This is a genomic window from Gilvibacter sp. SZ-19 (assembly GCF_002163875.1).
In the GTDB taxonomy this organism is placed as follows: Bacteria; Bacteroidota; Bacteroidia; order Flavobacteriales; family Flavobacteriaceae; genus Gilvibacter.
The window spans coordinates 1,971,235-1,984,968 of record NZ_CP019333.1 but is presented as its reverse complement, the minus strand read 5'-3'; the positions used below and the strand labels follow the sequence as shown (position 1 = coordinate 1,984,968).

Annotated in this window: 14 protein-coding genes; all 14 read right to left on the bottom strand. The window is 44.7% G+C overall.

The features are described 5' to 3' along the window. Window position 1: 1 nt before the first annotated feature. The gene (locus BTO09_RS09200) at window positions 2–784 is read right to left on the bottom strand and encodes an enoyl-CoA hydratase-related protein (protein WP_087524489.1); all 783 of its coding nucleotides are present in this window, start codon (window positions 782–784) and stop codon (window positions 2–4) included. After that, window positions 781–1,284, bottom strand: coding sequence for a 1,2-phenylacetyl-CoA epoxidase subunit PaaD (paaD, locus tag BTO09_RS09195; protein WP_087524488.1), 504 nt, complete (start codon window positions 1,282–1,284; stop codon window positions 781–783). Before paaD ends, BTO09_RS09200 begins: the two co-directional genes overlap by 4 nt. Window position 1,285: 1 nt before the next feature. After that, window positions 1,286–2,041: a 1,2-phenylacetyl-CoA epoxidase subunit PaaC gene (paaC, locus tag BTO09_RS09190; RefSeq protein WP_087525536.1), complete on the bottom strand. Its 756-nt coding sequence runs from the start codon at window positions 2,039–2,041 to the stop codon at window positions 1,286–1,288. A gap of 5 nt (window positions 2,042–2,046) precedes the next feature. After that, window positions 2,047–2,334 (bottom strand): 1,2-phenylacetyl-CoA epoxidase subunit PaaB, encoded by a 288-nt coding sequence (gene paaB, locus BTO09_RS09185; protein ID WP_087524487.1) that lies wholly within the window; start codon window positions 2,332–2,334, stop codon window positions 2,047–2,049. 10 nt (window positions 2,335–2,344) lie between these two features. Further along, on the bottom strand, window positions 2,345–3,307 hold the full coding sequence (gene paaA, locus BTO09_RS09180) for a 1,2-phenylacetyl-CoA epoxidase subunit PaaA (protein ID WP_087524486.1): 963 nt from the start codon (window positions 3,305–3,307) through the stop codon (window positions 2,345–2,347). Window positions 3,308–3,319: 12 nt separating this feature from the next. After that, window positions 3,320–4,378 carry a 1,2-phenylacetyl-CoA epoxidase subunit PaaE gene (paaE, locus tag BTO09_RS09175; RefSeq protein WP_087524485.1) on the bottom strand — a complete coding sequence of 353 codons (1,059 nt, stop codon included), beginning with the start codon at window positions 4,376–4,378 and terminating at the stop codon, window positions 3,320–3,322. Window positions 4,379–4,454: 76 nt separating this feature from the next. After that, window positions 4,455–5,027, bottom strand: coding sequence for a TetR/AcrR family transcriptional regulator (locus BTO09_RS09170; protein WP_087524484.1), 573 nt, complete (start codon window positions 5,025–5,027; stop codon window positions 4,455–4,457). A gap of 15 nt (window positions 5,028–5,042) precedes the next feature. After that, window positions 5,043–5,654 (bottom strand): DUF4230 domain-containing protein, encoded by a 612-nt coding sequence (locus BTO09_RS09165; protein WP_087524483.1) that lies wholly within the window; start codon window positions 5,652–5,654, stop codon window positions 5,043–5,045. 68 nt (window positions 5,655–5,722) lie between these two features. Further along, entirely contained in the window at window positions 5,723–6,373 is a 651-nt protein-coding gene (locus tag BTO09_RS09160) for a response regulator transcription factor (RefSeq protein ID WP_087524482.1), read from the bottom strand. A 74-nt stretch (window positions 6,374–6,447) separates the two neighbouring features. Beyond that, window positions 6,448–8,406 (bottom strand): tetratricopeptide repeat-containing sensor histidine kinase, encoded by a 1,959-nt coding sequence (locus BTO09_RS09155; protein ID WP_087524481.1) that lies wholly within the window; start codon window positions 8,404–8,406, stop codon window positions 6,448–6,450. A gap of 16 nt (window positions 8,407–8,422) precedes the next feature. Next, on the bottom strand, window positions 8,423–9,997 hold the full coding sequence (locus BTO09_RS09150; protein ID WP_087524480.1) for an MORN repeat-containing protein: 1,575 nt from the start codon (window positions 9,995–9,997) through the stop codon (window positions 8,423–8,425). 153 nt (window positions 9,998–10,150) lie between these two features. Continuing rightward, complete coding sequence (locus BTO09_RS09145) at window positions 10,151–12,010, bottom strand: PQQ-binding-like beta-propeller repeat protein (RefSeq protein WP_087524479.1); 1,860 nt, start codon at window positions 12,008–12,010, stop codon at window positions 10,151–10,153. Between the two features lie 168 nt (window positions 12,011–12,178). Further along, window positions 12,179–12,706 carry a DUF6252 family protein gene (locus BTO09_RS09140; RefSeq protein ID WP_087524478.1) on the bottom strand — a complete coding sequence of 176 codons (528 nt, stop codon included), beginning with the start codon at window positions 12,704–12,706 and terminating at the stop codon, window positions 12,179–12,181. An 80-nt stretch (window positions 12,707–12,786) separates the two neighbouring features. Then, entirely contained in the window at window positions 12,787–13,734 is a 948-nt protein-coding gene (locus tag BTO09_RS09135) for a GSCFA domain-containing protein (RefSeq protein ID WP_157663476.1), read from the bottom strand.

Genomic DNA, 13,734 nt, shown 5'->3' with positions numbered 1-13,734 from the left:
ATTATCGTCCTATAAAATTGGGTTTTCTTTTCTCTATAAAGGCCGCTACCCCTTCTGCGTAGTCCAAGCTCTGAGCGGCAGCGATCTGTTGTTCAGATTCCATATGCAATTGTCCTTCTAAAGAACTGTTGTAAGATGCATTGAGCAACATCTTAGTACGCGCTAGAGCCTGGGTAGGCATAGCCGCTAATTTTTCTGCCAATAGCGCCACGCTTTCCTCTAAAGTGGAACCTGGTACTGCCTGATAGATCATACCCATTTGTTCAGCCTCCGTTGCACTGACCTTGTCGCCCAGAAACATCAGGGCTGTTGCTCGTTGCATTCCAATCAATCGCGGCAAGAAAAAGGTTCCTCCGCTGTCTGGAACCAATCCGATCTTACTGAATGCCTGGATAAAGCTGGCCTCTTCTGCAGCCACAACGAGATCACAAGCCAATGCAATATTGGCTCCTGCGCCAGCAGCCACTCCATTTACAGCAGCGATAACTGGCTTTTCAAGAATTCTTATACGTTGGATGATGGGATTGTAATGCTCTTCGAGGATCTTTTTAAAGCCTGGATTGAGTTCTGGTATGGTGACCTCTTTCAAGTCTTGACCGGCACAAAAGGCCTTCCCGATTCCAGTAATAACTACGGCTCGCACACTACTATCTTCTGCAGCGGCGTCAAGTTCATCTTGCATGGCCAAAGCCATTTCTCGATTGAAACTGTTAAAGACTTCCGGTCTGTTCAAGTAGATGTACTGCACATCTGCTGCCCGTCGGGCTTGAATAAAATCGCTCATTTAAGACATTTAAAATAGTCAAAAGGTTCTTGGCAATCCATACACTGAAATAGTGCTTTGCAAGCTGTGGAGCCGAATTGACTGATCATTTTAGTATTCGTTGATTTACAGTTGGTGCAAGGCACCAAACGCTGGTCTCCCAAAAGTGCAGCCTTGTCTGCAGTTTCACTCAGTGGAGGTGCAATACCATAGTCGCGCATTTTTTCACGACCCGCTTCGCTGATCCAATCAGTACTCCAGGCAGGAGCTAAGATCAGTTCTACTGTTGCAACTATTCCCTCTTTGGCAAATGCCGCTTTTAGGTCGTCGCCAATGACATCCATAGCAGGACAGCCAGTATAAGTTGGAGTGAGTTTTATATGAACGCCTTCGGGCGTTCGCACTGCTTCTCTTACAACACCTAGGTCTAGCACCGTTAAAACGGGAATTTCCGGGTCTGGAACAGTTTCCAGAATCGGGATCAGATCGGCCTCTATATTAGGATGCAGTTTAATGGTCATCTTACCAGGTCATGTTTGGATAGGTGCGTTGCATGTATTGCAGATCGGCCAAGAGGTAGCCCATATGTTCGGTATGAACTCCTTGTTTACCCCCTTTTTGGAAGTACGGATTCTCTGGTACAGCAATGGTGGCTTTCTGCAATAGCGATACTACATCGTTGTAGTAATGCTCTTTAAAAGAAGAGAGCTCAGGGCCTATTCCAGCTTGGGCGGCCAAGGTTTCTGCCTCAGAAGGCACAAAGAACTCTTGGGTATAAGGCCATAGGTCTTCTACAGCTTGAACCACACGCTGATGACTTTCTGAAGTTCCGTCGCCCAGGCGCAGCATCCAATCCGAAGAGAATCGGCGGTGATAACGAGCCTCCTTTACCGCTTTATTGGCAATCGCTTTAATAGTCTCGTCGGCAGAATTAACCGCTAACCATTCCATCAGCATTAAATGATACACATCAAAGAAATACTGGCGTGTGATCACATAAGCAAAGTCGGTATTGGGTTGCTCCACCAAAAGAACATTGGTGTACTGGTTTTCCTTGCGAGAAAAAGCGACATCGTCTTCTGATTTGCCCTCGAGCTGAGAAGCCGCATATTGAAAACAACTGCGGGTTTGCCCAAGTAGATCCAAGGCGATATTGGTCAGCGCAATGTCGGTCTCCAAACTTGGCCCGTGCCCACAAAGTTCGCCCAGTCGCTGTCCTAAGATCAGCGCATTGTCTCCCAAGGTGAGCATGTATGCGTATAAAGATTGTTTCTCCATTGCCATTACATATGTTTTACCTCATCGGGTAGCTTGTAGAAGGTAGGATGACGGTAAACCTTATCTTGAGCTGGTTCGAACAGCTCGCCGTGATTTTCCGGATTAGAGGCTGTGATGTGTTTGGACTCCACAACCCATATGCTCACTCCCTCATTGCGTCGCGTGTAAACATCACGAGCGTTTTCTAAAGCCATCGTGGCATCCGCAGCATGTAAACTACCAAAATGTCTGTGTTCCAATCCGTTCTTGGATCGGACAAAGACTTCCCATAATGGCCAGTTCTTTTTTTCCATAACTTTCAATTTAGCTGGCCTGAGCCACTTCTGATTTTGCTTTTTCTTTTTTCTCTGCATAGGCGACAGCTGCATCGCGTACCCAAGCTCCGTTTTCCCAGGCAGAAACACGTGTGTTCATGCGCTCCTTATTACAAGGTCCGTGACCCTTTACCACCTGCCAGAATTCGTCCCAATCGATCTCACCAAAATCATAAGAACCTCGCTCCTCGTTCCATTTAAGATCTGGGTCCGGTACAGTTAATCCAAGCAAGTCCGCTTGCGGCACGGTCTGGTCTATGAACTGCTGGCGCAATTCGTCATTGGTTTTACGCTTGAGCTTCCACTTCATGGATTGCTCGGTATGCACAGACTCGGCATCTGTAGGGCCGAACATCATAAGACTTGGCCACCACCAACGGTTGAGCGCATCTTGTGCCATTGCCTTTTGCTCCGGAGTTCCTTTAGACAGGGTGAGCATGATCTCGTACCCTTGACGCTGGTGGAAACTCTCCTCTTTACAAACGCGAACCATTGCTCTGGCGTATGGTCCAAAAGAGGTGTTACAAAGCGGCACTTGGTTAATGATCGCAGCACCGTCTACCAACCAACCAATGGCTCCTATATCTGCCCAGGTTACTGTTGGGTAGTTGAAGATACTGGAGTATTTGGCCTTTCCGGTGTGAAGTTGATCGTACAATTCTTCACGACTGATCCCTAAGGTCTCACAAGCACTGTATAGATACAATCCGTGGCCTGCTTCATCTTGAACTTTTGCTAACAAAGCAGCCTTGCGTCTCAAGGAAGGGGCGCGGGTGATCCAATTGCCTTCTGGTAACATCCCAACAATTTCTGAATGTGCGTGCTGAGAGATCTGACGAATATGTGTCTTGCGATACTTCTCTGGCATCCAATCTTTAGGTTCGATCTTTTCGTCATTGGCAATGCGCTGCTCAAAGATCTCTTCTAGGTTTTTGATTTCTTTTTCACTCATAATTTCGGTTTTTTATACGTCGAAATCGACGGTGACTTTATCGCTTTGCGGAACCGCTTGACAGCTGAGTACAAAATCTTGCGCTACTTCGTCGGGCTCTAAAGCGTAATTGATTTTCATGGCTACATCGCCATGCAATACTTTACATTTACAGGTACTGCAAACTCCGCCTTTACATGCGTAAGGCAAGTCTGCTCCTGCTGCTAATGCAGCATCCAGGATGTTGTCGTGGTCGTCTCCCATGACAAAGTGGAACTCCTTCCCACCATCGATAATGACGACCTCTGTTCCTTCCTGTACTTCTTTAAGTTCTACGGCAGGCGCCGGAGCGTCTCCTGAGTAAAACAATTCATAATGGATGTTTTCTAAGTTCATGCCTTGGTCTTGCAATGCATCTCTTATCAAAAAGATCATTTCCTGCGGCCCACAAATAAAACATCCATGCGTATCGGGCACATCGATAAATGTTTTGGTCAGTGCTTGCATTTTCTCCTCGTCAAAACGTCCGTTGAACAAGGGTATATCTCTGCGCTCTCTGGTTAAAAAGTAAAAGATCTCAAACCGATCAAAGTATTGATTCTTAAGCGCTTCTATCTCTTCTTTAAAGATAATGGATTTGACCGTACGGTTCAAGTAGAACAACTTAAAGCTGCTATCTGGTTCTTGGGCCAAATGCGTTTTTATGATAGACAAAATAGGTGTGATCCCACTTCCTGCTGCAAAAGCGATATAATTTTTGGGCGTGTCACTTATGGGAACAAAAAATCGACCGCTAGGAGGCATCAGCTGGATCGTATCACCAGCCTTTAATGATTCGTTGACATAGGTAGAAAAAACACCCCCTGGTATCTGCTTAACGGCTACACGCCAAATTCCATCTAGCGGACTCGAACACAAGCTGTAAGAACGACGCTCGTCTTTGCCGTTGATGACTGCCCTTAAGGTCAGGTGCTGCCCTTGCGTGAATGCAAAGGCCTCTTTAAGATCATCTGGGATCTCGAAAGTAACTACGGAAGTGTCCTTGGTTTCCTTATACACCTCTGCGACGCGGATGTCGAAAAACTTTGCCATACCTGAATTTATAAGACAAAACTAACGTTTGTTAGTTACATTTACAAGAGCCAATATTTAAATTTTTGCCAATTATCTAGGCTTTTATGCTTGCCAACATGGTGGCAGTCATATCATCCTTAAGTGTCTGCATATCAATACTATTCTTTTTAGGATACCACAAATAAAGGGTTCTAAGAGTGGACAAGACCGAGAACAACAATATCTCCGGATCCCGATTGGCTATGGCACCTTCTGCAATTCCCGATTTGATGATCTGTCTAAAATTCTCCTCGTATTGATTGCGCATTTCTTCGAAATAAGGCAAGGCCTTGCCTTCTAAATGCATCCAATCATTATTGAGTGATCCTAATGCATCCTGATTCTTTACCGTTACGTCTATGTGCAAATGAATAACCTGTTCTACCTTATCTAGGGTAGGCATGTCAGAAATAAAGATTCGATTCATTCCTACGGTAAACTCCTCCGCCACACTGATAATAAGCGACTCTAAGATCTCGTGCTTAGAAGAAATATGATTGTATAAGCTCGCCGCTTTTATGCCCAGTTCCTTGGCCAGATCGCGCATGGTAACTGCGCTATAACCCCGCTCTAGGAACAACTTGGCGGCCTTTTCAATTATCTCTTCTTTTCGGCTAAGGGTTTTCAATATGCGGTGGTTTAATTAATCTAGAAGCTGCCAGTCTTCTGGTATTTTTATGGTCTTTTCTTTGTGGATCAAGGTCCAACCCATGCTCTCGGTAAGCACAAATAGCTGCTGCAGTTCTGAGATCAGTCTGTTTTGTGCATTGGTCATTAGTTCACTTTGCAGGGCTTGTACTCTTAAGCTGTCCGTGACTTTTTTGGTGATGGTGTTTAGCGCTTCAGCATCAAAATCGTTGAAGATCCCTTGTTCTACATCATAATACTCTATATGCGGTGCGATCTTCAATTCAGGCTCCGGAAGATAGGTAACGGTCAATGTTTTGGCCATACTGTCAATGTCTATCTCCATTTTGCGAAGATCATAGCTCACTTGCGCCTGAGCATCCACAACAATGAGCGCCTTCTTTTTTGAGGAGAAAAAGTCGAAATAATAGCTTTTGGAATCCTCGTAATTGTGGATCTGCGTGAAACTACCTTCTGTAACAACCAACTTGCCCACGTTCTGAAGTTGCTGTTGTAACATGGCCGAACTCTGTAAACGCTGCTGACTCCCTTCACGACGGTAATCGCAATACTGATAGACAAAGACGATCAGTAAAGCAAAACAAGCTCCAAATAAGAAATTACGCATGGCTCAAAGTCTTGTCCCTAAGGTACGTTTTTTCTGTAATATCGCGGGATTTGGTAAGCCTCTGAAAATTAGATAAGATTGTGGTTTCTCGCTTTTTGAACCGCTTCTATTTTGCTGTGAACCTGCAATTTTTTGTAGATGTTCTCGATATGCTTGCGCACGGTACTAGGCGAAAGGATCAAATTGTCTGCTATGGCTGTATAACTCAGTCCGGTACTGAGCTGTTCCAAGACCTCTATTTCTCGGCCAGATAGCGAGATCTGCTCCTTATCTGCACTATTGGTCACTGCAATTGGATTGCGAAGCAATTTTAAAGTCTTCAAAGCGATAGACGGATTCATGGCAGCGCCACCGCTCAAGGTTTCTTCTATACCGTTGTGCAGATCGTCTGGGTTCACATCCTTTAGCAAATAACCATCGGCCCCAGCTTTTATAGCATTGAAGATATTCTCGTCATTGTCGAAAACCGTGAGCATGATGATTTTGATATGCGGGTATTTCTGCTTGACCACAGCCGTGGTTTCAATGCCGTTAAGCACAGGCATCTCAATATCCATTAAGATCAGGTCCAAATTGTGATTGTCCTCTAACTTGGCCAGAAGATCGCTTCCATCCGAAGCAGTAAAACGCACAGCCATATCATCAAAAAAGGAGAGTTTCTCCTTTACGGCGTTGATTAAAAAGGAGTTGTCGTCTACGATGGCCAGTTTGCGCTTCATGATATTAAAGATAGGAATTATCGCTTGCCCTCAAGGTCAGAAAAAAAGTCCTTTGGTCCTATAGGGCATTTGCCCTATTGTTCTGGGATGCTGAGAATCAACGTTGTTCCTTGCCCAGCCTCACTATTGATCTGTAGGCTACCTTGAAGCTCTTTAGCGCGTTTACGCATATTGCTCAAACCATTTCCTGCCTCTATTTCGCTCTCATTGAATCCTTTTCCATTATCGGCAATTTGTAGTTCAAAGCCAGCAGCGGTCTTTTTAAAGTCCAAGCTTATCGTGTCCGGATCGGCGTATTTTAAACTGTTATTGACAGACTCTTGAATGATGCGATACAGATTCATGCCAACCAAAGCTTTAAAGCTGTGATCGGCCGCTAGGTCTTGATCCAAATTGAAGTTAAAGGTGATGCCTTGGGTAGATGCCTTAGCCTGATCCATAAAATTGGTGATCCGTGTCTTGAGATCTTCTAGGCTGATACTGTCCTTGTTCATAGCCCAAATAGTGTCTCGCAGTTCGTATATGGTCTGGCTAGTAAAACTGCTGATTCCCGTGAGTCGATCCTTGAGTTTGGTCTCCATCTCTTTGAAACCGTATTTGAGGTTGTCCAAGCTAGAAATGATAAAGGTAAGTTGAGCTCCAATATTGTCGTGCAGGTCTCTAGAGATCCTTAAGCGCTGTTCTTGCAGACGATTCTGCGTCTCGATCTTGGCTAAGGCTGTTCTGAGCTCGGCTTCCTTTTGCAGCTGCTGATTCTTTAAACGCTGTTGTTTATATACCAAAAAACCGATCAACCCAAAGAGAAAGGCCAAGCCTAAGCTCCCGGCGAATAAGGCTGTTCTTCTTCTGTTGATCAATTCAGCCTCGGCCAATTCTGCGCGCTGCGCAAGGATCTGATTCTCCTTTTGCTGAGTTTGGTACTTGGCTTCCATTTCTGCCATGGCCTGAGCATTCTCCTTGTTGGTAATACTATCTTTAACTACAATGACCTGACTCAAATAGGTATTGGCCTCTTGATAATTCCTATTGGCTGTCGCAAGTTCTGCTAAACCTGTCAGCGCTTCTCGCTCCAATAATAGCAGCTCATTCTCTTGAGCAGCCTTTAGCCCCATCTCAAAATAAGACTTGGCCAAAGCATTCCTCTCTTGAGCCTGCAACACGCGCCCAAAAGTGATCTGACTCTGCACTTTCCCTTGAGGATCGCTGGCTTTATCGCGCAGTTCTAGGGCTTTGGTTATGGAAGATTCGGCAAGATTCAATTGTCCTAACTTGACCTGTGCCAAGGCAATATTAGACCAAGCAATGGCCTCCTGCTTTACATCGCCCAGCTGCTCACTTATGGCTAAGGCCTTTTGGTATGAGCCTATTGCTTCTTTGTATTTCTGCTGATAGTCTCGAATCGCACCAACATTATTATAACCTAGGATAAGCCCGTCCAGTTTACCGAGCTCTTCTTGAATCTCTAAGGCTTTGGTAAGGTATTCTGTGGTCTTGTCAAAGTTTTGAGTGTAGTAATAAACCACCCCGATATTGTTGTAGGCCTGTGCAATACCTTCCCTGTTTTCTAAGTCTTGTTCGGCCTCAAGCGCTCGAAAAAGTAATTCTAATGCCTCCTGATACTTGGCTTGCCTTATGAAAACCGTAGCCTTGTTGTTTAATACGATTGCATAACCACGGGTGCTATTCAAGGAATCAATGATCTTTAGGGCATCATTGTACTGAGCAAGAGCACTGTCGTATTCGGCTTTGCGCTCGTAATAGGTTCCTAGCACGTTGCGCAATCGCCAACGACCACTAACATCTTTAAGTTTTTCTGCCAATGCGACCCCTTCTACAGCAAAAGCCTTAGCACTATCTAGGGCAGCAACATTGTAGTGAGAGCTCAATTTTTCAAGCAGGCGCACTCTAGTCGTATCTTGTTTTGGCTTGGCGTATTGCGCAAGTAGACTGTCTATGTTTTTTTGGAGTTCTTGAGCCTGAATGGAATAGATACCCAGGCAACAAATTAGGAGAACAGAGATCTTGAACTTCATGTTGGTCTTTTAAAGATCACGGGCAGCGAACAAGCGGTTGCGACTGTAGCACCTGTGACAGATTATAGCGTTCAAAATCGTAAGCACTCAAAGAATCATTTCTTTCTTTGAGTTGCCTGCGATGCGCTAAAAAGCAATTATTCAATGTATCACAACGTTCGTTATGTTGCAGCTTTAAGGACTTGACAGACCTGTAAAACATAAGCAACAGCAAACAAGCAATACAGACAACTACCGCAGCTATAAGGTAAATGCCGTTCTCCATTTGTACATATAAAACTGGAGTAAAACTAGGTAGATCAATAGAGGCAGGCAATAGGGCAATTGCCTTAAAAGGTCCGGTGCTATCAAATTCCCCACTGTATTTAGCGCCAGAAGCAAAACTGTAGGTACCCATTTGCAGGTTGCCATTTCTAAAGAAACCAACAAAGGTATCGCCGTTGCCAAATACCATTTTTCCGTATTTGTTCTTGCAATCACCAATGGTACAGCCACTGGTCACATCGTTCCCGTAAAAAGTGAAAGCGTCCACTAAGGTCCCACTGTCAAAAACCCCTTGCTCCCAATCTTCGTCGTAGTTCTTAACAGCTCTGCCGTGAAGTTTACCATTTCTAAAAAGGCCTTTTTGCATGTTGTCATCCTCATCGGTAAAAACCCCGTAGCCGTTCATATTGTCATTTTCCCAATTGCCGATATAAGTTGCACCGCTATCCCAAGAGTAAAGACCATAGCCGGATTTTTTCCCGCCAGACCAAAAGCCGTCGTAATAACCGTTGTTGTACTCGTACTTTCCGAATCCATCTTGACAATTGCCACGAACACAGTTAGAGGAGCCACTGCTTTCTGTAATGAACTGTTCTACTTTAGTACTCACCGGACGCATTTTTATGGTAGTCGTGTTCTCGTAATCTTTGAGCAGGTATACCGGCTTGCCATTGTCGAAGATCAAACGATCGTTCCCGCGCACCTCCGAAGTGACATTGGTATAATCCATACTTTGACCTTTTATGATAATCCCGTATTTCTTGTTCTCGTAATCGCGATACCAATAAGTGTTGTCTGGCGCGTAGCCCATATCGATCAGATTGTCTGCACCCCAACCGGAGAACTTTCGGATATCTTTCTCAAAATAGGTTTTATCCAACTCAGGCACATAGGCTACATAGCTATCTGCTACTCGAGTAACCTCAACCGTATACGATTTGTCGTCTACATAGGTGATATAAGAATTCGGATTGGTCAGATAAAAGTTCTTAGATGTGTTTCTAAGAAGAATTCTACCATCGTGTCTGCTACCAACGGCAACATCATCAAAATCTGGCAAGAGAATGATTGTTCTAGACGGCAGGTGTAAAGTAGCTATAGAGGCCGAACTCAACTGCGACAAATACTGCAGCTCATTCAATTCTATACCGCCATCGCTAGTGATGCTATAGGTATCATCTCCTGTTTTGAGCCAAGAGACACTGTTCAAATAGGTAGGTTGCTTCTGCACCGTTCGGGTCAAGAGGGGACTAACGGGTTCTGGCACTTGTGCCCAAAGCGCGGTGGTGGACATCAAGAAGGCCAAAAAGGGGATTAGAAACTTCATAATCTTGTTGTTTGGTAATGGCCTGCTGTGGGGTAAAACCCCTGTTAGGCGCTAGTTAAAACTTACTATTTCCCTAAGTTAATAATTATTAGGAATTTAAAAAGAAATACCTCCAGTGGGCAGGAGGTACTTCTATAATGGTAGCTTTGGAGGCTATTTAGATAAATCGTAGGCGTAAATGGTACTGTTGTTCGCTTTGTAATAAAGAATTCCACCAAAATCGTCTACTTGATATTCCGGCTTTTTGTCTTTTAAGATGATCTCTTTTTCAACTTCTCCGCTGTCTTTGTCTATCTTAACCAGACCCACGCCCTCTTCTAATTTGGTAAGGATGAACTGTGCATCTTGCGTTGCTGCCGTAGCCTTAAAACGTCTAAGCATTTCTGCTACGGATGCGCCACTAGCCATAGCCATACCATCTCCTAAATCTGCATAAGCCTGTCCGCGAGAGGTGTAACTTCCCAATCGGTTGCGATTGTTGTTGGCTTCGGCATAACTTGCGGCCGCTGTGGCCGCAGTAGCTACTGCCATTGCTCCTGCCAAGATAGCACCAAAGGCACTCTTACCTGGAGCTCGTTTGTATTCATGCCAGTTGGTTGTGCCCTCCCAGTCCAAAAGCATCATATTCTGATCACTGGTAAGTAAAACACCGCCATCTCTGCACTCAATTCCTGTGGGATCTTCTTTTCCTTCAAAAGAAACTTCGGCGAAATCCGCTACCTCTCCACTATTGGCATCGACTGCAAATACCTTTTCGTCTGCACCGATCAAATAGCGGTTGTTCTTGCTATCAAAGGTGGAACTCACCGCATCGGCGCGTTTGTATTTTAATGGCTTGTTCCACACTTGATCTCCTGTTTCCAGATTTACGATGTTCGCGTCTTCTGAGGTGATATAGATCAAGCCTTGAGGAGTTGAAGCCATAGTCAGGATATTTTCGCCGGTCTTAAGCGGTTTTTTAAACAAGGTTTGACCATCAAAGGATATCTTGTTGATCCCTCCTTCATAGATTCCGAAGAGAATACCGTCGTCCATGATATAGAAATGCTGAACATAACCTTTGGTCTTAGGTGCCTTTTCCCATAGATCTTCTCCATTTTGCGCACTTAAAAAAGCAATTTTAGACTCCGAGCGACCCGAGGCCAACTTCATAATTCCTTTCTTACCAGAATTGTCCACATTGCTCACAATAGCAAGGCCTTGGGGTAAGATCTCAAAATTAACCACATTCCCCTTGACCTTATGCCCATCATCCCACAGCATTTGGCCAGTTGCGCTAATTTTGAACACCTTGGTGGATCCACCGTTGGGCTTACCCACAAAGCCGTATATTTCTTGTCCGGACTCATCGGCTACCATCCAACCAACATTCTTTAGGTCGGCCTTCCATGCAATGGTTCCACTGTTCATATCTACTTTAGTTAATCCTTTACTGGTAGGAATGATCAGGCCGTTGTCTAATAATAACGGACGACCACTTACCATCTCAGATCCTTTGAACTTAAAGAAGCTCTCTTGCTCTCCAGTATTTAAGTCATAAATGGCTACGGCATTGGTATATTTCTCACTAGCACGGCGTTGACCGCTTACTACCAGTTTATTCTGAGGCATCATCACATGGCAGGTCCAAACCAGTTTCCAACCGTTGTTTTCGGTGCTGAACAAGGTCTTCCCAGACATATAATCAATAACTGCTTTTTTGGTGGTCATGGCACCAAAGCCCGTTTGCCCAACCACTACATAGGGCGCATTAGGAATAAAGGTCAACTCTTCTGGTTTCACACGTCCGTAATCGGTGAAGTTGAAGAGTAGGTCGTTTGAACCAGGTTTAATTCCAACCAAGCCGTCATTGGTAGCGACAACTACGGTTCCACCCTGTGTTATGGTCATCTCGTTGATCTTGGCTCCGGTATCGTATTGCCAATCCGGGGTCTCCGCCTTCTGAGCCCATCCAGTTGTGACAGCACACAAAAAGAATAGGATCGCGGTTAAAAGTGAAGCTGTTGGTCTCATAATTTGATTAGTTTTTAGTGTTATTCAAAAGTGAAATAATTGCCCTAGCGATTCAATAGGGCAATTGCCGTATTCTGACAATCAAACAGTTAAGATGCAAAAAGCAAAAAGCCGAGACACACTGGGTATCCCGACTTTCCACATAAAAACCTCAACATAGAGATTCGCTTAGTCTACGATCGCTTTGAATTGACCTTCTGTAATAGTTTTCATGGTCATGTCCTCTGCATTATATCCCTTAAAGGAAAAGGTACCTTCTACCACGCCATCGGCATCAGAAGTAACCTCCACGGTTCCGGCCCCCACACCGTCTACCAAAGATGTTACTCCATTGTTCAACCATCCGGCCACTGGAGATACGGTAAAATATCCCATTAAGTTCGGATTGGTAGCATTGTCTCCTGAGGTGTAGGTTCCAGGGCCGTCATAACCAACAATTGTAATTCGGATAGTGTCTCCGCTGTTGGTCCCCCCTTGTACGTTCAAAACGCCACTGTCAATTACGGCTCCAACAATTACTGCCGGATCTTGTGCTGCAGCAAAATTAGCGCCGTCTACTTTGGCGGTTACAAATTCATCGCCGCTGGCTGCGGGATCATCTCCTCCGCCCGAAGAATCGTCATCTTTATCGCAGGCGGTTACCAATAGGGCCATAAATATAAAGGCGTATCGGCTCAATACTTTTAGTGTGTTCATGTCGCTAGTTTTAATGTTTAACTGTTAGCAAAAGTGAACACTTAAGCCCTGATAATCAATAGGGCAGATGTCGTATTTGATTACAGTTTGATGTGTGGATGCGCTGTTTTAAAGGCAGACAAACGCTCTTGTAGATTGCGTTTAAAGTCTGAATCTGCCTTGCTTCCCGGGAACTGTGAGCGGTGATTCATCGCAGCTCGGAGTTTTCCAATGGTCATGTTGAGCTCCTGCGTCTGAGGGCTAAGCCAGACCTGAGAAAATCGTTCCCATATATGGTCAATGGCTAGCTGATTGGGATGGATCAGATCTGCACTGTAATAACGATAATCGCGCAACTCGTCCATCATTAGCTCATAAGCCGGGAAATAATGTGCATTGGCATCAGTAGCAATATAAGCATGAACACCGCTTAACAAATGAGCCTTGCTTTGCCCATTGGACACAATCCCGTCTTTAATATGACGCACAGGCGATACTGTGTATATTATTGTAAGCTCAGGGTTGACTTTTTTTATTGCTTCGGATAGATTCCTTGCGCTTGCTTCTATCTGCGCCGGAGACAACATTTCTTTGCTGAATCTGTCGCTTGGCTGTTTGTGACAGTTCGCCACAATTCTATCGGTTTGCTTAAGACGGTAAGCCCTAGCTGTACCTAAGGTAAGTATAAGATGCTTCGCACTGCTTAAGGCCAACTTTAAATCAGACAGTGCTTCATTCAATCGGTTCAAGACCTCATCTTGGTTCAAGCCACTTAGGCTGGTATGCGCCTCATAACAAAACCAAATATCCTCGCGTTTGTCTAGATTAGAAGCCGTAAATTCTCGCTCATCCAAGGCTCGCAACACCAAGGTTTCTAGTGCTACAGGATTAAATATAACTCCAAAAGGATTCACCGACTGCGCTAAAGCATAGTGCTCAAACTTTTGAGCCATATTGACTGCAAAGCAGGAGCCTAGAAATAGACTGTTATGGTTGTGATCTACCGAAGGAGATTGCGGAGTTAGCGATATGGTCGTACTCCGATTCAC